Genomic DNA, 23,162 nt, shown 5'->3' on the forward strand with positions numbered 1-23,162 from the left:
GATTCAAAACCTGATGATCCCGCCGCTTTCGCAAAGCACCGCGGAATTCTCAAGCCCGATAACAGGGTTAGTAGCGTTTCCGAACGCGCGATCAAAGCGTGGATAAAGCTTCTCCCGAAGCGCCGCCTGTGGACGCACCACTTTCGGATAGGCTAACAATCATACCCAAAGCGAAGCTGCAAACGAACCCTCGAAGCCGGTTCAACGGCTGAGATCACGGGAGAGACGTCCATGCGCAGTCGATGGTCACTGGCTATTTTGGGCGTGTTCCTGATCGTGGCGGGCGGCCTGCTCGCGCATCTGACCCAGACCTCGGGCGGCATCAAAATACACGACATCCGCTTCAAGGGGGCCAAGGGCAACACCATGAGCGCCCTGCTCTACGTCCCCCCGAACGCCACGGCACAGACTCCCGCCCCCGGTATTCTCGCGGTTCACGGCTACATCAATTCGCGCGAAACCCAGGACGGCTTTGCCATCGAGTTTGCCCGCCGCGGCTATGTGGTGCTCGCCCTCGACCAGACCGGCCATGGCTATAGCGACCCGCCCGCCTTCGCCAACGGTTTTGGCGGCCCGGATGGCCTCGCGCATCTGCGCAGCCTCGACATCGTCGACAAGAACAATATCGGTCTTGAGGGCCACTCGATGGGCGGCTGGACCGTGCTCGCCGCCGCCACCGCCATGCCCAACGACTACCGGGCGATGGTGCTGGAGGGGTCGTCCACCGGCAAGCCGTTCGCCGCCGACGGCACCCCCAGTTGGCCGAGGAATGTGGCGCTGGTGTTCGCCCAGTATGAGGAATTCTCCGCGCTGATGTGGGGCGAGGAAAAGGCGCGCGATGTCACCAAGAGCCCGAAGCTGTGGGCGTTTTTCGGCACTCAGGGCGCGGTCGAACCGGGCAAGGTTTATGGCGACATCGCGCAGGGCACGGCGCGGGTGCTCTACACGCCCGCGATCACCCATCCGGCCGAGCACATCTCCCATGAAGCGATCGGCTACAGCCTCGACTGGTTCGCCAAGACCCTGCAGGGCGGCACGCCCCGCCCGGCCGACGGCCAGATCTGGTTCCGCAAGGAGATTGGCACGCTGATCGCGCTGCTTGGCTTCGTCGCCCTCCTGATCGGGGCGTTCGATGGCCTGCTGGAAGCGTCGATGTTTTCGAAAGCGTTGCGGTTGCCCGTGGTCGAGGACGGCACCATGCCGGCCCATTCGGCGGCCAGCGGTCACCGCTGGACCGTGGCCCTGATCCTGTCGGCCTTGATTCCGGCATTGACCTATTACCCGGCGTTTGCATTGGCCGGCACCTTCGTCAAACCCTCGATCTGGCTGCCGCAGGGGATCACCAACCAGATCATGGTCTGGGCCGTCATCAATGGCCTGATCACGCTGGCCCTGATGCGGTTCGCGCCCAAACGCGCGCGTCGTAGCGGCCTTGTCGGCCAGTCGGTGCTGATCGCGCTGGCCACCGTCGCGATCGGCTATGCCGCGCTGTGGCTGGCCGATCTCACCTTCACGATCGACTTCCGGTTCTGGATCGTGGCGCTGAAACTGATGAACGCGAAGCAGTTCCTGATCTTCCTGATCTACCTCGTGCCGTTCACTGCGTTCTTCGTGGTCGCGCTGCACGTGCTGCACCGGAATTTCTCGACCATGGCCGCCGGCCGCGGCACGTTGTACCTGACGAATATCCTCGCGCTGACGCTGGGCTTCGTCGCGCTCCTGGGCGCCCAATACGGCACGCTGTGGTTGACGGGAAAGCTGTTCAACCCGCTGCCCGATCCCGGCTTCGTCCCGCTGTCCACCATCGTGGCGATCCAGTTCGTGCCACTGCTGGCGATCTGCGCCGTGATCGCGACCTTCACCTGGCGACGGACCGGCTCCAGCCTGCCGGGGGCCCTGATCTGCGGGCTGTTCGTCACCTGGTACGTGGTGGCTGGGACCGCCACCCAGGCGGCGTTCTAACGTGCAGGATCGGCTGAAAGTGCATAACGGCTTGGCTTCCGCAGCCCGGTTTGCGGTGCTATAGCCCGACTATAATCCTCCACTGACGCCCGAAACGCGCGTTTTTCCAGAAAAAGGCCCCCTCCGTCATGGCAAAAATCAAGGTGACCAACCCCGTCGTCGAACTCGATGGCGACGAGATGACCCGGATCATCTGGCAGTACATCAAGGACAAGCTGATCAACCCGTTCCTCGATATCAACCTGATGTATTTCGACCTGGGGATGGAATACCGCGACAAAACCAATGACCAGGTCACGATCGACGCCGCCAACGCCATCAAGAAGGTCGGCGTCGGCGTCAAGTGCGCCACCATCACCCCGGACGAAGCCCGGGTGAAGGAATTCGGCCTGAAGGAAATGTGGAAGTCGCCGAACGGCACCATCCGCAACATCCTCGGCGGCGTGATCTTCCGCGAACCGATCATCTGCAAGAACGTGCCGCGCCTTGTTCCCGGCTGGACCAAGCCGATCATCATCGGCCGCCACGCCTATGGCGACCAGTACCGCGCCACCGACATCAAATTCCCGGGCAAGGGCACGCTGACGATGAAGTTCGTCGGCGAGGACGGCGCCGTGATCGAGCGCGAAGTGTTCAAGTCGCCCGGCGCCGGCGTCGCCATGAGCATGTACAACCTCGACGATTCGATCCGCGATTTCGCCCGCGCGTCGCTGACCTACGGCCTCAACCGCGGCTATCCGGTCTATCTGTCGACCAAGAACACCATCATGAAAGTCTATGACGGCCGCTTCAAGGACATCTTCGAGGAAATCTACGAGAAGGAATTCAAGAAGGACTTCGAAGCCAAGCGTCTGACCTACGAACACCGCCTGATCGACGACATGGTGGCCTCTGCGCTGAAATGGTCCGGCGGTTATGTCTGGGCCTGCAAGAACTATGACGGCGACGTCCAGTCCGACACCGTAGCGCAGGGCTACGGTTCGCTCGGCCTGATGACCTCGGTGCTGATGACGCCGGACGGCAAGACCGTCGAAGCCGAAGCCGCTCACGGCACCGTGACCCGGCACTACCGCGAGCACCAGAAGGGCAAGGAGACCTCGACCAACTCGATCGCCTCGATCTTCGCCTGGACACAGGGCCTGTCGCATCGCGCCAAGCTCGACAACAACGAGGAACTGGCGAAGTTTGCCAAGACCCTGGAGAAGGTCTGCGTCGATACCGTCGAAGCCGGCTACATGACCAAGGATCTCGCGCTCCTGGTCGGCGCCGACCAGCGCTGGCTGTCCACCACAGGCTTCCTCGACAAGGTCGCGGAAAATCTGACCAAGGCGATGGCTTAAACGACCGGTGGCGGGGTTACTGGTTCTTGGGGTTTGCTTTGGGGCCTAACTCAGGAAAGTGTGACCATGTCGCTATGTAAGTCCGCCGCGCTCGCAGTTCTGTTGCTGTCAGGCTCGCTCGCGAGCGCAGCCGCCCAAACGCCTGTTCCCGACGCCATCGCGGCGCCGGGAGAGGCCATCGTCGTGACCCTGCATGCCGAAGGCGCTCAGGTCTACGACTGCAAGGCCGGCAGCGACGGCAAACTCGGTTGGGCGTTCCGCGAACCGATCGCGACCTTGATGGCTGACGGCAAGACCGTCGGCCGGCACTATGCCGGACCGAACTGGGAATACAGCGATGGCAGCGCCGTGGTCGGCAAAGCCGCCGGCAATGCTCCCGGTGCAACGGCCAACGATATTCCCTGGCTGAAGCTGTCAGTGGTTTCCCAACGCGGCACCGGCGTCCTCACTGGCATCACGACCGTGCAGCGGATCAACACCCAGGGCGGCAAGCTCGACGGCGCCTGCGACAAGGCCGGCGCCACCCGCAGCGCGCCCTACTCCGCCGACTACGTGTTCCTGCGCAAGGGCTGACGAACGGCTTGGGCGCGTGAGCCCATCGCCGGACCTACACGGGATCGAACGCGCGGATCGGCGGCAGATTGCCGTTGAAGCGTTCGACCTGGACCGTCGTCAATTGGCCGGTGCATCCCTGCGCGAATGACGAAGTGCCGATATCGCGCGTGAGCACATTCGGATTGCCGTGAACGCACAGCGATCCGTCTTCCTTGGGATCCATAGGGTCGTACCAGGCACCGGTCGGCAGCTGGACGATCCCCGGCGCAATCGCGTCGGTGACGTGCGCCGCAGCGAGGCAGGCGCCGCGCTCGTTGAACAGCCGCATGATGTCGCCGTCCGCAATGCCGCGGGCGGCGGCGTCTCGCGGATTGATACGCGCAACCTCGCGGCCGCGATGTTTGGCGGCGAGCGAATGTCCGCCAAAATCAAGCTGACTGTGCAAGCGCGTCGCCGGCTGGTTGGCGACAAGGAAACACGGCGAACCCGGCTTCGGCACGTCGGTCTTTTCCAGCCACACGGGGTGGCCGGGACAATCGGCATCGCCATGACCGGCGATCTTCGCCGAGAAAATCTCGATGCGTCCGCTTGGCGTCTGCAGCGCGTGGGCGAGCGGATCCTCGCGGAAGCGGCGCAGCTTGCCACCGTCATCCGGCCGCTGCGGCACGATCAGGCTGCCGCGCTCCCAGAAGGTCTCGAAGCTCGGCGCCTCGAAGCCGCGCGCCTCGAGCGAGGCGCGGGTCGGCTCGTACAGATGCTCCAGCCATTGTCGCGCTGTCATGCCTTCGGTGAAGGGCTCGCGCGCGCCGAGCCGGTCGGCAAGATCGGCAAAGATGTCATAGTCGTCGCGCGCCAGCCCGAACGGCTCGGCGATCCGGTGCATGGCGACCATCAGCGGATCGTTGGTGGAGTAACCGATGTCCTCGCGCTCCAGCGTCATCGTCGCCGGCAGCACGATGTCGGCGTGCCGGGCCGTGGCGGTCCAGGCCAGTTCATGGACCACCAGCGTATCGACTTGCGCGAAGGCCTTGCGCAGCCGGTTGATATCCTGGTGGTGATGGAAGGGATTGCCGCCCGCCCAGTAGACGAGACGGATATCCGGATAGGTCCGCGTCTCGCCGTTGTAGCGATAGGTGGTGCCGGGATGGAGCAGCATATCCGCAATACGCGCGACCGGAATGAAATCCGAAACGCCATTGCGGCCCTGTCTTAGCGTCGGCCCCGGCACGTCGTTGACGCGTCGGCCGTAATACCCGATCGCGCCGAGCGAATAGGCATAGCCGCCGCCGGGCAGGCCGATCTGGCCAAGCGCCGCCGCCAGCACCATCCCCATCCACACCGGCTGCTCGCCATGTTCGGCACGCTGCAACGAATGCGAGACGGTGATGAGCGCCCTTCGCCCGGCAAGGCGACGCGCCAGCTTTCGTATCGCGGAACCATCGACGCCACAGATCGCCGCGGCCCATTCGGCGTGCTTGGGTTGCCCATCGCTCTCGCCGGTCAAATAGCGCAGGAAGACTGGCCAGCCTTCCGTGTAGCGATCGAGGAAGGCCTGATCATGCAGACCTTCGGTGACCAGCGTGTGGACGATGCCAAGCATCAGCGCGGTGTCGGTGCCGGGCACGCACGTCATCCATTCCGCGCCGGCCTCCGCCGGCAGATCTTCGCGCAGCGGGCTGACGAGGATGAACTCGCAGCCGCGCCGGCGTGCGTCACGCATCGCGCCGCGCTCGACGTGCTTGCTGATCGAGCCGCCCGCCACCATGGAGTTCTTCAGCGCCATGCCGCCGAATGCCAGCACGACCTCGGTCTCGGCCGCGATCTGCTCCCAGGTCACATTGTGCTTGGTGATGTCTTCATAGCCTGCGAGTATCTGCGGGAGCAGCACCGAAGACGCGCCTGACGAATAGCTGTTGACCGAACGCACGTAGCCGCCCAACGCGATGTTCAGAAAGCGGTGAACCTGGCTCTGGGCGTGATGAAATCGGCCCGCGCTGGACCAGCCGTACGAGCCGCCAAAGACCGCACCGGGACCGCTGACGTCTCGGATCCGCATCAGCTCGTCACCCAAAAGGTCGAGCGCTTTCTCCCAGCTCACCGACACATATTCATCGCGGCCGCGACGATCGTCGGGACCGGGGCCACGCTCGAGCCAGCCACGACGGATCGCCGGTTGGGCAATGCGCACCTGGTGGCGCAAAGCGCCGGGGAAATTGTCGATGATGCCGCTCGGATCGGGATCGCCGGCATATGGCCGGACTTGCAGCCCATCATCGCTTTGACGCGCCGAGAACACGCCCCAGTGCGAGGTGTGTGGCTTGAAACCGTCCGTGAGGTCGAGACCCTGGTCGGGATAACCAACACTGTCGCTCATTCAGTCCTGCCCTTCTCGACGGATCGGGACGCGGAACCCGGGCGATCCTGACCATCATACGTTTGCTGGCGAAGCATTTCCCCGATGATAGAACCTGCCGCCGATTTGGCCACTGGCAAATTCGGGATGCAGCGCCGCAACGAAACAGTCCTCAGCGCAAAAGTCCTCCTGAGGGTCCACCGAGCCGCGCGATCGAATCGTGATGCGGGTCAGCAATCTGCAATCCGGATACGCTGCGCAAAATCTGCAGAAACAATCCTAAAACGCGCGCTCAGGTCACTGGTAGATCGAACGTGGCGATCGGCGCAAAGGTGCCGGTCGCGACGCGCGTGATGGCCGGTTTCTGCAGAGGCGTTCATGACAGGCTTCTACTTCTTCCTCGTGTCGCTGTGCGTGGTCCCCTACGCCTTTGCGGCCATGATGCCGACGTGGCGCTGGTTGCTGGGTGTCACGCTCACCATTGGCGGCGTTATCTCCGCAATCTGGATTCAGGATTGGATCGCGATGTCGAATCCCGACTATCACGAAGGCGCGGGCGGAGCGCTGGGGCGGCTATTTTTTGGGTTGGTTACGCTTGGTTTCCTTGCGGGCGTCGTTGTCCGCACCATTACCCTGATCCTGAGGTCGAGAGGACTTCCCATACGCTATGGCGCCACGATCTGCATTCTAGGCTCGGCGATCGTTCCGGGCTCCCTCGAAGGCATCGATGCATGGCAAAAATGGAAGCTGCGCTCGCCCTCTCGGGCCTGTTTGAACGCCACATTCAACGTCAAGGTCGCCAACGCCTCCTTCGTCATTCCAGCGGCCGGTTTTTTCAATGTGTACCTCGGCAAGACGTCCGGCGCAGACGCCTATTATTTCGGAATGAGTCCTACCTTGCGGGCCTTCTGCGCGTTGAGCGACCACGGCAAACCGACCAAAGCGACGTTGATCTGGCTGCGCTTTGGTCAAAGTCAGTTCATTGAATCCCTGCCCTCGATCTGCACCGCTCCGGTCGCCAATTGGGCCACGACCTACTGCGCCGCTTACGGAGCGGGACGCCGGGATGACAGTGTCGAATTCCCAACTGATATTCATGTCTTCGCGCCCGATGAATTCAGGCTCGGTGATTTCGGCGGATCGCGTTCGACTTATGCGGATTCGCTAGAGCCGAAAACCTGGCCGGGGGCACCCGCATACGTGCAGTGCGATACGTTGACGACGGATCAGCATCCCCTGACCTTCGAGTGCAGCGGGACCGGAAACGAGCGCTGGTGTAAAACTTCCTATCCGTGGAAAGATGGAGCTAATCTCAACTACACGTTCCGGGTCGGCTATGACGACGCAGCCGAGAAAGGCAAACGGATCGATGCCGAGACACGAAAATTTATCGCCGGCTTCCAGGCCAAGCCCTGAATTCCGGGTCTACCGTCAACGGAGTTGTCCATGCTGTTCATGGTGATCGAGCGCTTCAAGAATCAGGACCCGATCCCGGTCTACCGGCGGGTCCGCGATCCCGGGATCAAATTCCCGGAAGGCCTGACCTATGTCGGCAGTTGGATCGAGCCCAATTTCGACCGCTGCTTCCAGTTGATGGAATGCGACGACCTGCGACTGTTGCAGGAGTGGGTGCTGGCGAACAACCGCGATCTCGGCATGACCTTCGAGATCGTGCCTGTTGTCCCCAGCAAGGAGACGCGCGAAGTCGTTGCGCCGTTCCTGGATTCGAAATAGGTCTTCGTCTGCCGACCCGGCCTTCAACGAGGTCGCACTGTCACCCCTCTTCCGCGCAATCAATGCCTTTGATCGAAGCCGACATGACGATGCATGAGCGTGGAGCGCTGGCAGACATTCGAGCAATCGCCTTCGATATTCAGGGCACTTGTGTCGATTTCTATCAACCGCTGATGCGAGCCGGACAGGCCGTGAACCTTACCAAGAACATCAATCTCGACTGGTCGCGCCTGTCCGGCGCTTGGCGCGAGCTTTACCGCTCGGAAATGGACGGCGTGATCGCAGGGACCAGGCCGTGGATCAGAGTAGACCAGATTTATCGCCAGGCGTTCGACGTGCTGCTCGATCGCGAAAAGGTCAGCGCGCTTTTCACCGCCGGTGAGCGCGACAGCTTCTGCGAGGTCTGGTCGCGGCTCGACCCGTGGCCGGACAGCGTCGACGGGCTAAGGCGCATGCAAAGCCGCTTCACGACGGCGACGTTGTCAAACGCCGGCATGGCCGCGGTCATATCGGTCTGCAAACATGCCGGTTTGCCGTTTGATGCGGTGCTGACGGCCGAGCTGTGCAGAAGTTACAAGCCCGCACCTGCCGTCTATCAGCTCGCGGTCGACTATCTCGGATTTGAGCCCGCCCGGATTCTCATGGTCGCCTGCCACAAATACGACCTCGCAGCTGCACGAGCGTTTGGAATGCGAACCGCGTTCGTGGCAAGACCTTTGGAGTTTGGTCCGCAATCCAGCCCCGACACTTCGGCTGAACCCTGGTTCGACCTGCACGTGCAGTCGCTGCAGGAACTGGCGACAGCGCTTGGGACCTAGCCCGCGCCGCTTCAGAGAGAAAGCAGTCCAAGCGCGATCGGGATCAGGAAATAGGCGCCGACGCCGAGCAGGATTCCCAGGACGATCCTCACGGTCCGCCCTTGAACCTTGGTATCCAGCCAGGTCCCAAACTTTACCAGTATTGTCTGTTCCAAGAACGACCTGACGGCGCCCCTAATGAAGGCGCCCAGCAGTTCGAACAGCAACTCTCCGAGAAGCTTGGCCATCTACCTGTACCACCCACTTTTGAGATTAGTCGCACCTCTCGCGGCGGCGGTTCAGTTGCCCCGGGGCCGAACCGATGCTCCTGGGGGTCACCTGCGCCAATGTTGGCATGCCAGCGGCACGTCCGGTTGCGGGGCAATCTCGGAAGTTTGCATTTGTTGCTCGCCGATGCGGCCGCGCTCGACCTAATCCCGTTCCGCCTGCTCGATCTCGCCGGCGGCGATATCACCCTTCAGCGCCTGTGCGGTATCGGCCATCCGGGCGGCGGCGGTTTCCTTCAGATGGGCGGCGAGCGCCGGCAGCCGATCGATCAGCGCGTGAAAATCCTGGGCATCGAGCGCCAATAGCTTGGTCTTGCGGGTTGCCGTCACCGTGCCGCTGCGCTTGGTCCGGTGCAGCAGCGCGATTTCACCGAAATAGGTGCCATCCGATAATCGAATGCGCTGGCTCGGCAGGTCGATCTCGACCTCGCCCGCGGTAATAAAATACATCGAGGACGCGACGTCGCCGCGCCGCACCAGCACTTCGCCGGATTCGAGGGTCCGCGCCCGCAACAGCCGCATGATGTCGGCGATTTCGGAGGCGCCGAGATGCGAGAACAGCGGCACCCGCGCCAGCATGCCCCAGGTAACGACGAAATCGCGCCGCCGCACCTCCTCGGCAAACGCGGTCGAGATGATCGCCACCGGCAGCGCGATCATCGCGAAGCCGACCACGATCGTGAACACCGATACGATCTTGCCGAGCGCCGTCACCGGCACCACGTCGCCATAGCCGACCGTGCCCAGCGTCACGATCGCCCACCACATCGCCTGCGGAATGGTGCCGAACTTGTCCGGCTGCACCGTGTGCTCGATCGCAAACAGCAGCGAGGCGAACAGCAGCACCGCGCCGGTCAGGATCACGAGACAACCGAACAGCGTGCGCCGCTCGGCATGCAGTGCGGCCAGCAGCGAACGCAGCGCCGGCGAATAGCGCACCAATTTAAGGAATGGCAGCATGCCGAACAGCACCAGCGCGTGGCGGTCGCGCAGGATCAGTGCGACGGCCGACGGCAGGAACGCCAGCAGGTCGATCACGCCGAGCGCGCTCAGCGCATATTCGAGGCGCGCCCGCATCGGCGTCATGTCGCGCAGCGAATGGCCGACGACGCTCCAGATCCGCGCCAGATATTCCAGCGCAAACGCCATGACGGCGACGACTTCAACGGTCGTAAACAGCCGATGCAGTTTGGCTTCGTATTCCGGCACCGACGCCAGGATCGCCGCCACCACGTCGACCACGATGATGACGACGATCAGCCGGACGAAGCGCGAGCCGACCGAATTCGGCGGATGATCGTGTTCGAGCAGTTCGTACAGCCGGTCCCGCAAATCCGGATCGCCGATCGCGCGTTTGCCCGGAACCGTTGTCACCGCTGGATACCTCGATCAGGCGTTTGCCATCGCCTGTTCGATCGCCTTAAGCGCCGCATCCGCCTTGGCGCCGTCGGGCCCGCCGGCCTGCGCCATGTCGGGCCGTCCGCCGCCGCCCTTGCCGCCGAGTGCCGCGGACGCGACCTTGACCAGTTCAACCGCACTGAAGCGCGAGGTGAGATCGGCGGTGACGCCGACCACGACGCCGGCTTTGCCGTCCTCGGTGACGCCGACGATGGCGACCACACCAGAGCCGATCTGCTTCTTGCCGTCGTCGACCAGGCTCTTGAGGTCCTTGGTCTCGACACCCTCGACCGCGCGGGCCATCAGCTTGACGCCGCCCGCTTCGCGGACGCCGCCGGCGGCCTGAGCGCCATTGCCGGCACCGCCGCCACCCATCGCGAGCTTCTTGCGCGCGTCGGTCAGGTCCCGCTCGAGCTTCTTGCGCTCTTCCATCAGGGCGGCGATGCGCGCCGGCATGTCGTCGACCGTGGTGCGCAGTTCGGCGGCTGCATTCTTTGCAAGCGTCATCGTGTCGTTGGCGTGCTTGCGCGCATGACGGCCGGTCAACGCTTCGATACGCCGCACGCCCGACGAAACCGCGCTTTCGCCGGTCACCGAGATCAGGCCGATATCGCCGGTACGCCTGACATGGGTGCCGCCGCACAGTTCGACCGACCAGCCGAGCGCGTTCTGGCCGTGCTCGCGGGACTGCTTGCCCATCGAGACGACGCGGACCTCGTCGCCGTATTTCTCGCCAAACAGCGCGCGGGCGCCGGCCTCGCGGGCCTCATCCACCGCCATCAACCGCGTGGTGACTTCGTCGTTTTCGAGCACCACCTCGTTGGCGATGTCCTCGACACGGGCGAGTTCTTCCGGCGTGATCGGCTTCTGGTGCACGAAGTCGAAGCGCAGGCGATCCGGCGCCACCAGCGAACCGCGCTGGGCGATGTGATCGCCGAGCACCTGGCGCAGCGCCTCGTGCAACAGATGCGTCGCCGAGTGATGCGCGCGGATCGAGGACCGCCTGGCGTGATCGACTTCGAGTTGCAGCGGCGTGCCGAGCTTCAAGGTGCCCTGCTCCACCGTACCGACATGCACGAAGAGATCGCCGGCCTTCTTCTGCGTGTCCGACACGCGGAACTTGACGCCCTCGCCGATCATCAGGCCGGTGTCGCCGACCTGGCCGCCGGACTCCGCGTAAAACGGTGTCTGGTTCAGCACGATCGCGCCGCTCTCGCCGGTCGCGATGCTGTCGGCATCCTTGCCGTCCTTCACCAGCGCCGTCACCACGCCCTCGGCGATCTCGGTGTCGTAACCGAGGAATTCGGTGGCGCCGAGTTTTTCGCGCAGCGGGAACCAGATGTTCTCGCTGGCGATGTCGCCGGAGCCCTTCCAGGACTCGCGTGCCTTGGCTTTCTGCTTTTCCATCGCATCGGTAAACGAGGCCTGATCGACGCTGATGCCGCGCGATTTGAGCGCATCCTGCGTCAGGTCGAGCGGGAAGCCGTAGGTGTCGTACAGCGTGAACGCGGTGTCGCCGTCGAACATGTCGCCTTTCTTCAGGCCGGCGCTCTTCTCGTCGAGGATCGAAAGTCCACGCTCCAGCGTCTTGCGGAAGCGCGCCTCTTCCAGACGCAGCGTTTCCTCGATCAGATTCTCGGCGCGCACCAGATCCGGATAGGCCTGGCCCATTTCGCGCACCAGCGCCCAGACCAGACGATGCATCAGCGGTTCGCGCGCGCCCAACAGCTGCGCATGGCGCATGGCGCGGCGCATGATCCGGCGCAGCACATAGCCTCGGCCCTCGTTCGACGGCAGCACGCCGTCGGCAATCAGGAAGGCCGAGGAGCGCAGATGGTCGGAAATGACCCGGAACGACGCGGCGGTCTGCTCCTGCGGCGCGTGCCCCAGCGCGGAAGCCGTGGCATCGATCAGGTTACGGAACAGATCGGTCTCGAACACGCTGTCGACGCCCTGCAGGATGCAGGCCATGCGTTCCAGCCCGAGGCCGGTGTCGATCGAGGGGCGCGGCAACGGCTGGCGGTCCTCCTTCGTCACCTGCTCGAATTGCATGAAGACGAGATTCCAGAATTCGAGGAAGCGATCGCCGTCTTCCTCCGGGCTGCCGGGCGGACCGCCCCAGATATGCTCGCCACGGTCGATGAAAATCTCCGAACAGGGTCCGCAAGGTCCGGTGTCGCCCATCGCCCAGAAATTATCCGAGGTCGGGATCCGGATGATGCGATCGTCGGAAAAGCCCGCGATCTTCTTCCAGAGATCGAACGCCTCGTCGTCGGTGTGATAGACCGTGACGAGCAGCTTGTCCTTGTTGAGCCCGAATTCCTTGGTGACCAGCTTCCAGGCGAGCTCGATCGCGCGCTCCTTGAAATAGTCGCCGAACGAGAAGTTGCCGAGCATCTCGAAGAAGGTGAGATGGCGCGCGGTGTAGCCGACATTGTCGAGGTCGTTGTGCTTGCCGCCGGCGCGGACGCATTTCTGCGAGGTGGTGGCGCGCTGATAGCCGCGCTTCTCGACGCCGGTGAAGACGTTCTTGAACTGCACCATGCCGGCATTGGTGAACATCAAGGTCGGGTCGTTGCGTGGAACCAGCGGCGACGACGGCACGATCTCGTGGCCGTTCTCGGCAAAGAAATCCAGAAATTTTGACCTGATATCGTTAACGCCGCTCATGTTCATCCAATCGGAAAAATGGCCCGGTTCAGGCCCCCAAAACAGCCTGTTCCTCCGGCGAGATGCTTTTAGACAAGGCCATCAGCGGTGTCCAGAAACTGTGCAGGCGGATCAGGGGCTTGCCGCAGCACACAAGAGTGGTTGATTAAGGCTGCGCCGCGTTGACAGACTTGGCGGCGTCGTGTTTCCCTCCTATCTGTTGACTACGTCACGTCGGGAGAGATCGGCTTAAGCGCCGGCGCCGAAGGAGCAACCGCCCCGGAAACTCTCAGGCAAACGAACCGCGTGACTGACTAGCATCTGGAAAGAGACGCCGAAGGGTTTTGGCCCTGACGCGTCCGCCGACGGGATAATACTCTCAGGCACAGCGACAGATGGGGCTTTCTTTCGGGTTTTGGGGACTTCTCCCCGCGACCCCTTGAGGGCCTCTGGATGCTCGCGCGCGACGAATCTCCCTTACTGCGTACCCCCTTGCACGCGCTCCATGTGGCGCGCGGCGGCAAGCTGGTTCCCTTCGCGGGCTATGAAATGCCGGTGCAATACGCCGCCGGCGTGCTCAGGGAACACCTGCATACCCGCTCCCATGCCGGCCTGTTCGACGTCTCGCATATGGGGCAGCTCGCGCTGCGCCCGAAGTCCGGCAAGGTTTCGGACGCCGCCCTGGCGCTGGAACGGCTGGTGCCGCAGGACATCGTTGCGGTTGCACCGGGACGGCAGCGCTACGCGCAGTTCACCAGCGGCGATGGCGGCATTCTCGACGATCTGATGGTGGCGAATTTCGGCGACCATCTGTTTCTGGTGGTCAACGCCGCCTGCAAGGCCGAGGACGAGGCGCATCTGCGTGCGCATCTGTCCGAGACTTGCGTGATTGATTCGCTGGTCGACCGCGCGCTGGTCGCGCTGCAGGGCCCGAAAGCCGAATCGGCACTGGCGAAACTTTGTGCAGGCGTGACAGCGATGCGCTTCATGGATACCGGTCCGCGAAAAGTTGATGGCATCGACGCCTTTGTGTCGCGCTCCGGCTATACCGGCGAGGACGGTTTCGAGATTTCGGTGCCGGCCGATCACGCCGAGGCACTGGTGACGGCGCTGCTGGAGAATGCCGACGTGCTGCCGATCGGCCTTGGCGCGCGCGACAGCCTGCGGCTTGAGGCGGGCCTTTGCCTGTATGGCCATGACATCGACACCACGACGACGCCGGTCGAGGGCGCACTGGAATGGTCGGTGCAGAAAAGCCGCCGCAGCGGCGGCGCCCGCGCCGGTGGTTTTCCCGGCGCTGAGAAAATCCTCTCGCAGTTCGAAACAGGCGCATCGCGTCGCCGCGTCGGCCTGCGTCCCGAGGGCCGCGCGCCGGTGCGCGAAGGCGCCCTGCTGTTTGCGGATGCGACCGCCGGCGAGCCGGTCGGCAAGGTGACATCGGGCGGCTTCGGCCCGAGCCTCAATGCACCGGTCGCGATGGGCTATCTGCCGACATCCCTCGCCGCCAATGGCACACAAGTTTTCGCCGAAGTGCGCGGGCAACGCCTGCCGCTTCAGGTCGCGCCGATGCCGTTCGTTCCCAACACCTATAAACGCTAGAGGAAGTTTTCATGACGACGCTGTTCACCTCCGACCACGAATGGCTCCACATCGAGGGCGATGTCGCCACCATCGGGGTCACTGATTATGCGCAGTCGCAGCTCGGCGACGTCGTATTCGTCGAACTGCCCAAGGTCGGCCGCACCCTGAAAAAGGCGGAGGCCGCCGCGGTGGTCGAATCGGTCAAAGCCGCCTCCGACGTCTACGCGCCGATCTCGGGCGAAGTGCTCGAGGTCAACGAGGCGCTGGCCGCCGAGCCAGCGCTGGTCAATTCGGATGCCGGCGGCAAGGCCTGGTTTTTCAAGCTGAAGATCGCCGACAAGAGCGAACTCGGCGGCCTGATGGACGAAGCCGCCTATGCCAAGCACACGGCCTGAGGAAGAACCCATGAACGCGCCGCTCAAGACGACCACCACCGAAGCCGCCACCGATTTCGTGCGCCGTCACATCGGCCCCTCGCCGCGCGACGTCGCGGCGATGCTGGAGACGACGGGTGCGAAGAGTCTCAGCGAACTGATGGGCCAGACGCTGCCGTCGTCGATCCGGCAGAAGGCGCCGCTCGATCTCGGGCGGGCCTTGAGCGAAACCGAGGCGCTGTCGCATATGCGCCAACTGGCTTCGCAAAATCAGGTATTCACCTCGCTGATCGGCACCGGCTATTCCGGCACCCTCCTGCCCGCGGTGATCCAGCGCAACATTCTGGAGAACCCGGCCTGGTACACCGCCTATACGCCGTACCAGCCGGAGATCAGCCAGGGCCGGCTGGAAGCGCTGTTCAACTTCCAGACCATGATTTGCGACCTGACCGGGCTCGACGTCGCCAACGCCTCGCTACTCGACGAAGCGACCGCCGCGGCGGAAGCGATGGCGCTGGCCGAGCGCCACTCGCAGGTGAAGGCGAAGGCGTTCTTCGTCGACAAGGAGGTGCATCCCCAGACGCTCGCGGTGATGCGTACCCGTGCCGAGCCCCTGGGCTGGACCCTCGTGGTCGGCGATCCCCTGACTGATCTCGACAAGACCGATGTGCTTGGTGCCCTGCTGCAATATCCCGGCACGTCAGGCGCGGTTCGCGACCTGCGGCCCGCCATCGCATCGTTGCGCGCGAAGGGCGCGCTGGCGATCGTCGCGGCGGACCTCCTGGCGCTGACGCTCTTGGCTTCGCCCGGCGAACTCGGCGCCGATATCGCGATCGGATCGGCGCAGCGTTTTGGCGTGCCGATGGGCTATGGCGGGCCGCACGCGGCCTATATGGCGGTACGCGACGCGCTGAAGCGTTCGCTGCCGGGCCGCATCGTCGGCCTGTCGGTGGATTCGCGGGGCGCCCCGGCCTATCGGCTGGCGCTGCAGACCCGCGAACAGCATATCCGCCGCGAAAAGGCCACCTCCAACATCTGCACCGCGCAGGTGCTGCTGGCGGTGATCGCCTCGATGTACGCGGTCTATCACGGCCCCGAAGGGTTGACGCACATCGCCCGCACCGTGCACCGGCGCGCCGCCGCACTGGCGGCGGGGCTGGCCAAACTCGGCTTTGCGCCGAAATCGCAAAACTTCTTCGATACGATCACGGTCGACGCCGGCGCGAAGCGCGACCAGATCGTGGCGCGGGCGCTGGCTGAACAGATCAACCTGCGGATCGGCGAAGAGACGTTCGGCATCGCCGTCGACGAGACCACGACACCCGAAGTGATCGAGGCGGTGTGGCGCGCGTTCGGCGGCAAGCTGGCTTACGCGGACGTCGAGGCCAGCGCGCGCGAGGCGCTTCCCGGCGAGTTGAAACGAACCAGCGCATTCCTGACCCATCCGGTGTTCCATGCCCACCGTTCCGAGACCGAGTTGTTGCGCTATATGCGCAAGCTGAGTGATCGCGATCTCGCGCTCGACCGCGCGATGATCCCGCTCGGCTCCTGCACCATGAAGCTGAACGCGACCTCGGAGATGATTCCGCTGACCTGGCCGGAGTTCGGCAATCTGCATCCGTTCGCACCTCCGGAGCAGGCCAAGGGTTATCACGCGCTGTTTGCGCGGCTGGAACAGTGGCTGTGCGACATCACCGGCTATGACGCGATCTCGCTGCAGCCGAATTCCGGCGCGCAGGGCGAATATGCCGGCCTGCTCGCGATCCGCGGCTATCACGCCGCGCGCGGCGAGCCGCACCGCAAGGTGTGCCTGATCCCCTCCTCCGCGCACGGCACCAACCCGGCTTCCGCAAGCATGGTCGGCATGGACGTGGTGGTGGTGGCGTGCGATGGGCGCGGCGACGTCGATGTCGACGATCTCCGCGCCAAGGCCGACCAGCATGGCAAAAACCTCGCCGCGATCATGATCACCTATCCCTCCACGCATGGCGTGTTCGAGGAACACATCAGCGAGATCTGCGACATCGTTCACGGCCATGGCGGCCAGGTCTATCTCGACGGCGCCAACATGAACGCGCAGGTCGGCCTGTCCAGGCCCGGCGATTACGGCGCCGATGTCAGCCATCTCAACCTGCACAAGACGTTCTGCATCCCGCATGGCGGCGGCGGCCCGGGCATGGGACCGATCGGCGTCAAAGCGCATCTCGCGCCCTATCTGCCCGGCCACCCGTTCAGCAACGGTGCGGCACCTGTCGGCCCGGTGTCGGCGGCACCGTTCGGCTCGGCGTCGATCCTGACCATCTCCTACATCTACATTCTGATGATGGGCGGCGAAGGGCTGACGCGGGCCACGGAGCTTGCGATCCTCAACGCCAACTACATCGCGACAAAACTCGATCCGCATTTCCCGGTGCTCTACAAGAACGCCAAGGGGCGGGTCGCGCATGAGTGCATCGTCGATCCGCGGCCACTCAAAGCGACGAGCGGCGTCACCGTCGACGACATCGCCAAGCGGCTGATCGATTACGGGTTCCATGCCCCGACCATGAGCTTTCCGGTGCCGGGCACGCTGATGATCGAGCCGACCGAATCGGAATCGAAGGCGGAGCTGGATCGGTTCTGCGACGCCATGATCGCGATCCGCAACGAGATCACCGAGGTCGAAAAGGGCCGCTGGAAGATCGAGGCCTCGCCGCTGCGCCACGCCCCGCACACCGTGCACGACATCGCCGACGACGGCTGGCAGCGCGCCTATAGCCGCGTCGAGGGCTGCTTTCCGGCCGGCACCTCACGCACCGACAAGTACTGGTGCCCGGTCGGCCGCGTCGACAACGTCTATGGCGACCGCAACCTGGTGTGCTCGTGCCCGCCGATCACGGACTACGCGCAGGCGGCGGAGTGACGCGATAACACGCCCCATCGTCATGGCCGGGTTTATCCCGGCCATCCACGTCTTCCAGACACAAAATCGCGAAAACAACCCCATGCAAAGTAGAATGGACCCGGGTCACAGCACCCGTACTGCTTGCGCTCCAAGACGCGTTTCGCGCTTTTCCCGGGCATGACGGTGGCGCTGCCCAAAAACAAAAACGGGCGCTGAAGACGTCGGCAACTCAACGTCCGCAGCACCCGTTATGTCGAAACTCAGGTTACGCGAACCAGGTTTCGGAAAACCTCACTCTTCGGTCTCGGGATCCTCGCCCTCGGCATCGCGCTCGGGCGAGCCGGCCAGAATCTGCTCGGCGATCAGGCCGGAATTCTGGCGGATCGCCATTTCGATCTTGGCGGTCATGTCGGGGTTGGCCTTGAGGAAGGCTTTTGAGTTTTCGCGGCCCTGCCCGAGCCGCTGGCTGTCATAGGAGAACCAGGCGCCGGATTTCTCGACGATGCCGGCCTTGACGCCGAGGTCGAGGATTTCACCCATCTTGGAGACGCCCTCGCCATACATGATGTCGAATTCGACCTGCTTGAACGGCGGCGCCAGCTTGTTCTTCACCACCTTGACGCGGGTCTGGTTGCCGACCACTTCGTCGCGTTCCTTGATGGCGCCGATGCGGCGGATGTCGAGGCGGACGGAAGCGTAAAACTTCAGCGCATTGCCGCCGGTGGTGGTTTCCGGCGAACCGTACATCACACCGATCTTCATGCGGATCTGGTTGATGAAGATCACCATGGTGTGGGACTTGTTGATCGAGGCGGTGAGCTTGCGCAGCGCCTGGCTCATCAGCCGCGCCTGCAGGCCGGGCAGCGCATCGCCCATCTCGCCTTCGAGTTCGGCCTTCGGCACCAGGGCGGCGACCGAGTCGATCACCAGCACGTCGACCGCGCCGGAACGCACCAGCGTGTCGCAGATTTCCAGCGCCTGTTCGCCGGTGTCGGGCTGCGAGATCAGCAGTTCGTCGATGTTGACGCCGAGCTTGCGCGCATAGACCGGGTCGAGCGCGTGTTCGGCGTCAATGAAGGCGCAGATGCCGCCCTTCTTCTGGGCTTCCGCCACCGTGTGCAGCGCCAGCGTGGTCTTGCCCGAGGATTCCGGCCCGTAGATTTCAACCACCCGTCCCTTCGGCAGCCCGCCGACGCCGAGCGCGATGTCCAGCCCGAGCGATCCCGACGAAATCGTCTCGATGTCCATCGAACGGTCGTTCTTGCCCAGCTTCATCACCGAGCCCTTGCCGAACTGGCGCTCGATCTGGGAGAGCGCGGCAGACAGGGCCTTGGTCTTATCCATGGACGATCCTTCGACGATACGCAGGGCAGTGGCGGACATAGGTCGTGCTCCTTATGGCGGGGATTCGCTAGCGGGACAAACGGGCGACGAAATCTTTGGGAATCGGCGGCTGATGGGAACCTTGTACCATGTTTGTTCTATGTTCGCAATATGTTCTTTTGAGCCCGAGGTGCTGGCCCCTTTCCATTCCGCCTGATGGTTAGTGGTCCCTTTAGATTTTTGGAGTGGCCCCTTATGGCGCCGGGCGAAGGTACTGGCCTGTTTCCGACCTCAGTGGCCTAATTTTATTTTTGCAGTGGCTTGTTTTGAACTCGGCACTTTGCGGGGATGGCAGTCATATCCATTGAAACCCAATCAAATAAGATAGTCCCGCGAATCAACCACAGCTTGGGGGCTGCCAATATGCGACGCCATCGAACTCCAGTTCTAAACGATGCTCCATCCATCGCCTTTAGCCTCAGCGATGACGAGTGTGTTCAGAGGCTGGCTCTGCTCATTGAGCACCGAGACAACAAAAATTTTGATGAAATCGTCGCTCTGATCGCCCGCTTAGCGGTTCCGATAGAGGGTTGAAAATTCCAATTTCCTAGAGGCCGCCTCAGTTGGCGGCCTCTTTCATTCCGCGTCGGGGTCGCGGCCAAATCGTTGAAGCTTGCCCTGGAAGCTCTTGCCCCCGCCTCACTGCCGAAGCCGTTTTAAATCACTGGCCTGGTTGAATCTGCGAGTGGCCTATTTCGGCCAGTACCAGCCCACACAGGCGCTGTCCTAATTCCCCGTTGCGGGTGTCAAACAAACGGCCCCAGCGCGGGGCTGGCGCGCGCAGGGGCTGTCTGGGAGGAGACGATGCAGGAGCGGCGGCGCCCCAACACCATCCATCTGCAAATCCAGAACGCTGCTCTGATTGGTGATGGTCAAAATTGGACATCGACAGAAATAAATACGCGTCTTCCCTGCCGTCCTAATTTCTGAGGTGGGGCGGCGCACCTGAATCAAAAGGGGCCGCTCACGTCAGCGACCCCCTGCCGGTAGAATTGAAAAATTTATTCGACATGAAACCAGCCCCGGCAAGAGCAGGATAGAATTTCGCACGAATTGTGTGGAGTCCGTAAAAGTTCGGTGTTCCACTACCGGAACCACGAGTGTCCTAATCTTCCTTTCCGGGTGTCTAATCAGGAAAGCACCACCGGCGAGCACTGTCCGCATTTGACCCCTCGTGCCCCGGTTTGTGGTTAGCGGCAGTCCTAATTTGAATTGTTCACTTTGGAACTGACGGGGCAAATTCCGCATATTAGGATCGGAATTTGCAAACCCTACGGTTAGGACCCGTAAGCAAATGAGGTTGTGTCATGCAGCGTCGCCGCCGTTTCGAACAGACCGAGCCCCTCAAGGACCGGCTTGCTTCATTCGCAAAAAAGATTCGCGAGAAGGCCGTGCTCCTGCCACCAGGCGCAGAGAAAGACGACCTGCTCCGCAGGGCCCGTCAGGCCGATAGCGCATCTCATCTGGACGAATGGGTCAATTCGCCGGAGTTACAGCCACCGAAATAAGCCGCCTCAGTTGGCGGCCTCTTTCGTTGAGAGGTGCGGACCCGTTTCGATCCTCCGTGGACCCGTTGAAGTTCGGTTGTGGCCGACCTCATCCGGCCGACATCAGCGCCACCGCGATCACAGCGAGCCAGCCGACGATCACCAGCGCCGCCACGGCGCCTGCGGTGATCCGGGCCTTCTCCTTGAGCGTATGGTCGCGCATCGCCATTCCCTGCTCCGCGGCATCAACGATAGCAGAAACCTGTCCGGGAGGCCCGGTCATGGTGAACACGTTGTTGATCATTTGACGCATTGTCGTGGTTCCACCAAAACCCTCCGTCAACGGGACAGCGTTATATCTTGCCGTATGGAGCAAGAATTCACCGATGCCGCCGAGGCGACCCTGCTGCAGACGCTGCGGCGGCGCTATGCCTATCTGTCGGCCTGGCTGCTGCGGCTCAACCGGGCGCCGGAGCCGGCGCGGCTGCCGGAGCCGGTGCGGCCGCTGGCGCCGCCCCGAACGCTGGTGCCGCCGCGCCAGCCTCACCCGCCGCGCCCCGAGTAAGGGCGACCCGTTGGGCGGGCCCCCAACATTGCCCAAATGTTAGACGACGGCTTCCTATTCCCGTGATTGTATATCCCTGCAATCACACCCATGGGAGAGGACGCATGAAGACGATCGCCATCATCTTGTCGTTCGCGCTATCCGCGGTTGCGTTGTCGTCCGCGGTGACACCAGCTTCCGCGACAAAAATGAACGGCAAGTGCTGCCAGTCTTCCGACGGCGGCCGTTCCGCGCGGTACCTCCGGGTCATGGCTCGGCGCGCGATCCCGCACACCTGCAGCGCCTATGCGGCAAGCTGCATTCGCGATACCGCTGATATGACCGACGGGTTGCGGATGTGCATGGCCGCAAAGGCCCAGTGTCTGCAGACCGGCGTTCACGTCGGGCCCTACAGCGGCAGGCACTTCGCTGGCATGGCGAGGATGTAACGATCCCAAGCGGCGGTCGCTGGCGGCAACCTGGCGGACGCCCCCGCCGCATGGGGACATGCGGCGAGGTCGCGCGAAAAGCCGGGAACAATCCGGAGGACCACCCCGCCCTCCACACAGCTACGCAGGCCGCAAGCCCCCGTTTCAGCGCCGGACCTGCGCCTGACCGTTTTGCCGGGACCGGCGTTGAACCTTTTGGATTCCATCCAGACATATTCCTGCCTGGGACATTGCATCACTCGGGGTATAAGCCTGCGCCGCCAAGCGACCATATTCCGCTTGCGCGGCGCAGTGCGTTTTGGAAGGCGTTCGCTGGAAGCGCGCCATTTTATTGCAAGGGCCGCTCTGGGCGGAAGCCTTCCCGCACACCCCGGATTTGCGAACCAACGCAGCGGCGTGCGGGGACCAAATCTCGCAATGTGCACTATTGAACAGATGAAACTTTTCGATTCCCCTTCTGTTGATACCGACGGCATGCGGGCCACCCGATGAATTACAAAGGCGTGGAATATTCGCTGACAAGATCGGCTGAAGATCGACCGTGAGCTCAAGCATGCCGGCCACCAACTGACATCCTGACCGATGCAGTACCTGCCGGCGTCTTCAGCCCTGCCAGTCCCGCTTCAGCCCCTGCGAGCACGCGCCGCTAGCGCGGGTAGCAATAAATTTACACAACCTTGGGTGATATTCGGGTTGAATGCGGACTTTGATCGGTACGGAACGTTTGCATGATTCATAAGGGCGTCGAATACACCGTGACGGCGGGCCCTCCGGGCACCTGGAAATGGCAATTCAGGATCGGCGACAGGGTGGTCAGCGGCAAGACCGAGGCCAAACTTCAGCTGCTCGCCATGCGGCGTGTCCAGTTGCGGATCGACCGTGAGTTGAAAAAGATCTCCGGCAAATAGGGGACGTTTCCCGGATTTTTTCCGACGCCCCACATCACATAATTCCACACGATTACAGCATGCTATCCGTTTCACCGGGTCATACCTCAAATGCTCGGTAACGCGCTTAAGCCCGTAAATATCCGGAGTTGATCTTTACCCGCTCGGGGAATCCACTCCGCCCGTCCCGCAGGTTCCAACGGGTGCCCGGAGGCCAAAGACGGCCTCTCTTCAGGGGTCACGCGCCATGCCTATCTTCTTCTTCAGCGTCCGCCATGGCGAACACGCGGGCGTCTGTGACGAGGGTGCGGAATTTCCAGACCGTAACGCAGCATGGAAGGAAATGACCGGGGTCTGCGGCGACATGGTCGCCGGCGTCTCCCGCAAGCTGATCGAAAATGCCGAATGGCAGATGGAGCTGCTGGATGAATCCAGAAAGCCCGTGTTTCGAATTCGCCTGGTTGCCGAGACGCTGGATCAAGCTCCGCCGGATTAAGC

20 protein-coding genes and 1 riboswitch are annotated in these 23,162 nt (G+C 62.9%); of the genes, 14 read left to right on the forward strand and 6 right to left on the reverse strand.

The window, feature by feature from the left end; all coding sequences use genetic code 11:
* Positions 1-231 precede the first annotated feature (231 nt).
* The 3 genes from BLS26_RS05415 (at position 232) to BLS26_RS05425 (ending at position 3,875) form a co-directional block, all read left to right on the forward strand.
* The gene (locus tag BLS26_RS05415) at positions 232-1,962 is read left to right on the forward strand and encodes a S9 family peptidase (protein ID WP_244541849.1); all 1,731 of its coding nucleotides are present in this window, start codon (positions 232-234) and stop codon (positions 1,960-1,962) included.
* A 128-nt stretch (positions 1,963-2,090) separates the two neighbouring features.
* Positions 2,091-3,302: an NADP-dependent isocitrate dehydrogenase gene (locus BLS26_RS05420; protein ID WP_092509103.1), complete on the forward strand. Its 1,212-nt coding sequence runs from the start codon at positions 2,091-2,093 to the stop codon at positions 3,300-3,302.
* 66 nt (positions 3,303-3,368) lie between these two features.
* Complete coding sequence (locus BLS26_RS05425; protein WP_092509105.1) at positions 3,369-3,875, forward strand: DUF3455 domain-containing protein; 507 nt, start codon at positions 3,369-3,371, stop codon at positions 3,873-3,875.
* 34 nt (positions 3,876-3,909) lie between these two features.
* Here the strand turns inward: BLS26_RS05425 and BLS26_RS05430 are convergent, their stop codons facing one another.
* Entirely contained in the window at positions 3,910-6,231 is a 2,322-nt protein-coding gene (locus BLS26_RS05430) for a molybdopterin guanine dinucleotide-containing S/N-oxide reductase (RefSeq protein ID WP_092509107.1), read from the reverse strand.
* 357 nt (positions 6,232-6,588) lie between these two features.
* Here BLS26_RS05430 and BLS26_RS05435 point away from each other — a divergent pair, with 357 nt between their 5' ends.
* The 3 genes from BLS26_RS05435 (at position 6,589) to BLS26_RS05445 (ending at position 8,762) form a co-directional block, all read left to right on the forward strand.
* A complete protein-coding gene (locus tag BLS26_RS05435; RefSeq protein ID WP_092509109.1) occupies positions 6,589-7,626 on the forward strand; it encodes a hypothetical protein in 1,038 nt (345 codons plus the stop codon).
* A 30-nt stretch (positions 7,627-7,656) separates the two neighbouring features.
* The gene (locus tag BLS26_RS05440) at positions 7,657-7,944 is read left to right on the forward strand and encodes a DUF3303 domain-containing protein (protein WP_092509111.1); all 288 of its coding nucleotides are present in this window, start codon (positions 7,657-7,659) and stop codon (positions 7,942-7,944) included.
* Positions 7,945-8,006: 62 nt separating this feature from the next.
* Positions 8,007-8,762, forward strand: coding sequence for a haloacid dehalogenase type II (locus tag BLS26_RS05445; protein WP_244541850.1), 756 nt, complete (start codon positions 8,007-8,009; stop codon positions 8,760-8,762).
* Positions 8,763-8,773: 11 nt separating this feature from the next.
* Here the strand turns inward: BLS26_RS05445 and BLS26_RS05450 are convergent, their stop codons facing one another.
* The 3 genes from BLS26_RS05450 to alaS form a co-directional block, all read right to left on the reverse strand.
* A complete protein-coding gene (locus tag BLS26_RS05450; protein WP_092509113.1) occupies positions 8,774-8,989 on the reverse strand; it encodes a hypothetical protein in 216 nt (71 codons plus the stop codon).
* Between the two features lie 183 nt (positions 8,990-9,172).
* The gene (locus BLS26_RS05455; protein ID WP_092509115.1) at positions 9,173-10,402 is read right to left on the reverse strand and encodes a cyclic nucleotide-gated ion channel; all 1,230 of its coding nucleotides are present in this window, start codon (positions 10,400-10,402) and stop codon (positions 9,173-9,175) included.
* A gap of 15 nt (positions 10,403-10,417) precedes the next feature.
* Positions 10,418-13,096 carry an alanine--tRNA ligase gene (alaS, locus tag BLS26_RS05460; RefSeq protein WP_172804548.1) on the reverse strand — a complete coding sequence of 893 codons (2,679 nt, stop codon included), beginning with the start codon at positions 13,094-13,096 and terminating at the stop codon, positions 10,418-10,420.
* Between the two features lie 203 nt (positions 13,097-13,299).
* Positions 13,300-13,390, forward strand: a riboswitch (glycine riboswitch).
* A gap of 138 nt (positions 13,391-13,528) precedes the next feature.
* Here alaS and gcvT point away from each other — a divergent pair.
* Genes gcvT through gcvP form a run of 3 tightly spaced genes read left to right on the forward strand, consistent with a single transcriptional unit; the run spans position 13,529 to position 17,932 of the window.
* On the forward strand, positions 13,529-14,674 hold the full coding sequence (gene gcvT / locus BLS26_RS05465) for a glycine cleavage system aminomethyltransferase GcvT (protein WP_092509119.1): 1,146 nt from the start codon (positions 13,529-13,531) through the stop codon (positions 14,672-14,674).
* An 11-nt stretch (positions 14,675-14,685) separates the two neighbouring features.
* Positions 14,686-15,051: a glycine cleavage system protein GcvH gene (gcvH, locus tag BLS26_RS05470; protein ID WP_074815527.1), complete on the forward strand. Its 366-nt coding sequence runs from the start codon at positions 14,686-14,688 to the stop codon at positions 15,049-15,051.
* 10 nt (positions 15,052-15,061) lie between these two features.
* Positions 15,062-17,932 (forward strand): aminomethyl-transferring glycine dehydrogenase, encoded by a 2,871-nt coding sequence (gene gcvP / locus BLS26_RS05475; protein ID WP_092509121.1) that lies wholly within the window; start codon positions 15,062-15,064, stop codon positions 17,930-17,932.
* Positions 17,933-18,205: 273 nt separating this feature from the next.
* Here the strand turns inward: gcvP and recA are convergent, their stop codons facing one another.
* Entirely contained in the window at positions 18,206-19,297 is a 1,092-nt protein-coding gene (recA, locus tag BLS26_RS05480) for a recombinase RecA (RefSeq protein ID WP_092509123.1), read from the reverse strand.
* A gap of 1,307 nt (positions 19,298-20,604) precedes the next feature.
* On the opposite strand from recA, the gene BLS26_RS05490 reads away from it, so the two are divergent.
* Positions 20,605-20,805 carry a hypothetical protein gene (locus tag BLS26_RS05490; RefSeq protein ID WP_092509126.1) on the forward strand — a complete coding sequence of 67 codons (201 nt, stop codon included), beginning with the start codon at positions 20,605-20,607 and terminating at the stop codon, positions 20,803-20,805.
* Positions 20,806-20,893: 88 nt separating this feature from the next.
* Here the strand turns inward: BLS26_RS05490 and BLS26_RS05495 are convergent, their stop codons facing one another.
* Complete coding sequence (locus tag BLS26_RS05495; protein ID WP_157676314.1) at positions 20,894-21,097, reverse strand: hypothetical protein; 204 nt, start codon at positions 21,095-21,097, stop codon at positions 20,894-20,896.
* 54 nt (positions 21,098-21,151) lie between these two features.
* Here BLS26_RS05495 and BLS26_RS36475 point away from each other — a divergent pair, with 54 nt between their 5' ends.
* The 4 genes from BLS26_RS36475 to BLS26_RS05515 all read left to right on the forward strand — a co-directional run bounded on the left by BLS26_RS36475 (position 21,152) and on the right by BLS26_RS05515 (position 23,160).
* Entirely contained in the window at positions 21,152-21,349 is a 198-nt protein-coding gene (locus BLS26_RS36475; protein WP_197681313.1) for a hypothetical protein, read from the forward strand.
* Positions 21,350-21,453: 104 nt separating this feature from the next.
* Positions 21,454-21,777 carry a hypothetical protein gene (locus BLS26_RS05505; RefSeq protein ID WP_092509130.1) on the forward strand — a complete coding sequence of 108 codons (324 nt, stop codon included), beginning with the start codon at positions 21,454-21,456 and terminating at the stop codon, positions 21,775-21,777.
* Between the two features lie 728 nt (positions 21,778-22,505).
* Entirely contained in the window at positions 22,506-22,685 is a 180-nt protein-coding gene (locus tag BLS26_RS05510; RefSeq protein ID WP_092509132.1) for a hypothetical protein, read from the forward strand.
* Positions 22,686-22,911: 226 nt separating this feature from the next.
* Positions 22,912-23,160 (forward strand): hypothetical protein, encoded by a 249-nt coding sequence (locus tag BLS26_RS05515; RefSeq protein ID WP_092509134.1) that lies wholly within the window; start codon positions 22,912-22,914, stop codon positions 23,158-23,160.
* Positions 23,161-23,162: the final 2 nt, after the last annotated feature.

Source organism: Afipia sp. GAS231 (assembly GCF_900103365.1).
Classification (GTDB): domain Bacteria; phylum Pseudomonadota; class Alphaproteobacteria; order Rhizobiales; family Xanthobacteraceae; genus Bradyrhizobium.

What these genes read in the sequence shown, in the direction of transcription:
- BLS26_RS05495 (WP_157676314.1), bottom strand. Translation starts at nt 21,097, where the DNA reads ATGCGTCAAATGATCAACAACGTGTTCACCATGACCGGGCCTCCCGGA.
- BLS26_RS05425 (WP_092509105.1), top strand. Translation starts at nt 3,369, where the DNA reads ATGTCGCTATGTAAGTCCGCCGCGCTCGCAGTTCTGTTGCTGTCAGGC.
- gcvT (WP_092509119.1), top strand. Translation starts at nt 13,529, where the DNA reads ATGCTCGCGCGCGACGAATCTCCCTTACTGCGTACCCCCTTGCACGCG.
- recA (WP_092509123.1), bottom strand. Translation starts at nt 19,297, where the DNA reads ATGTCCGCCACTGCCCTGCGTATCGTCGAAGGATCGTCCATGGATAAG.
- BLS26_RS05415 (WP_244541849.1), top strand. Translation starts at nt 232, where the DNA reads ATGCGCAGTCGATGGTCACTGGCTATTTTGGGCGTGTTCCTGATCGTG.
- BLS26_RS05430 (WP_092509107.1), bottom strand. Translation starts at nt 6,231, where the DNA reads ATGAGCGACAGTGTTGGTTATCCCGACCAGGGTCTCGACCTCACGGAC.
- BLS26_RS36475 (WP_197681313.1), top strand. Translation starts at nt 21,152, where the DNA reads ATGGAGCAAGAATTCACCGATGCCGCCGAGGCGACCCTGCTGCAGACG.
- BLS26_RS05505 (WP_092509130.1), top strand. Translation starts at nt 21,454, where the DNA reads ATGAAGACGATCGCCATCATCTTGTCGTTCGCGCTATCCGCGGTTGCG.
- gcvP (WP_092509121.1), top strand. Translation starts at nt 15,062, where the DNA reads ATGAACGCGCCGCTCAAGACGACCACCACCGAAGCCGCCACCGATTTC.
- gcvH (WP_074815527.1), top strand. Translation starts at nt 14,686, where the DNA reads ATGACGACGCTGTTCACCTCCGACCACGAATGGCTCCACATCGAGGGC.
- BLS26_RS05440 (WP_092509111.1), top strand. Translation starts at nt 7,657, where the DNA reads ATGCTGTTCATGGTGATCGAGCGCTTCAAGAATCAGGACCCGATCCCG.
- BLS26_RS05420 (WP_092509103.1), top strand. Translation starts at nt 2,091, where the DNA reads ATGGCAAAAATCAAGGTGACCAACCCCGTCGTCGAACTCGATGGCGAC.
- BLS26_RS05450 (WP_092509113.1), bottom strand. Translation starts at nt 8,989, where the DNA reads ATGGCCAAGCTTCTCGGAGAGTTGCTGTTCGAACTGCTGGGCGCCTTC.
- BLS26_RS05515 (WP_092509134.1), top strand. Translation starts at nt 22,912, where the DNA reads ATGCCTATCTTCTTCTTCAGCGTCCGCCATGGCGAACACGCGGGCGTC.
- BLS26_RS05445 (WP_244541850.1), top strand. Translation starts at nt 8,007, where the DNA reads ATGCCTTTGATCGAAGCCGACATGACGATGCATGAGCGTGGAGCGCTG.
- BLS26_RS05435 (WP_092509109.1), top strand. Translation starts at nt 6,589, where the DNA reads ATGACAGGCTTCTACTTCTTCCTCGTGTCGCTGTGCGTGGTCCCCTAC.
- BLS26_RS05510 (WP_092509132.1), top strand. Translation starts at nt 22,506, where the DNA reads ATGATTCATAAGGGCGTCGAATACACCGTGACGGCGGGCCCTCCGGGC.
- alaS (WP_172804548.1), bottom strand. Translation starts at nt 13,096, where the DNA reads ATGAGCGGCGTTAACGATATCAGGTCAAAATTTCTGGATTTCTTTGCC.
- BLS26_RS05490 (WP_092509126.1), top strand. Translation starts at nt 20,605, where the DNA reads ATGCAGCGTCGCCGCCGTTTCGAACAGACCGAGCCCCTCAAGGACCGG.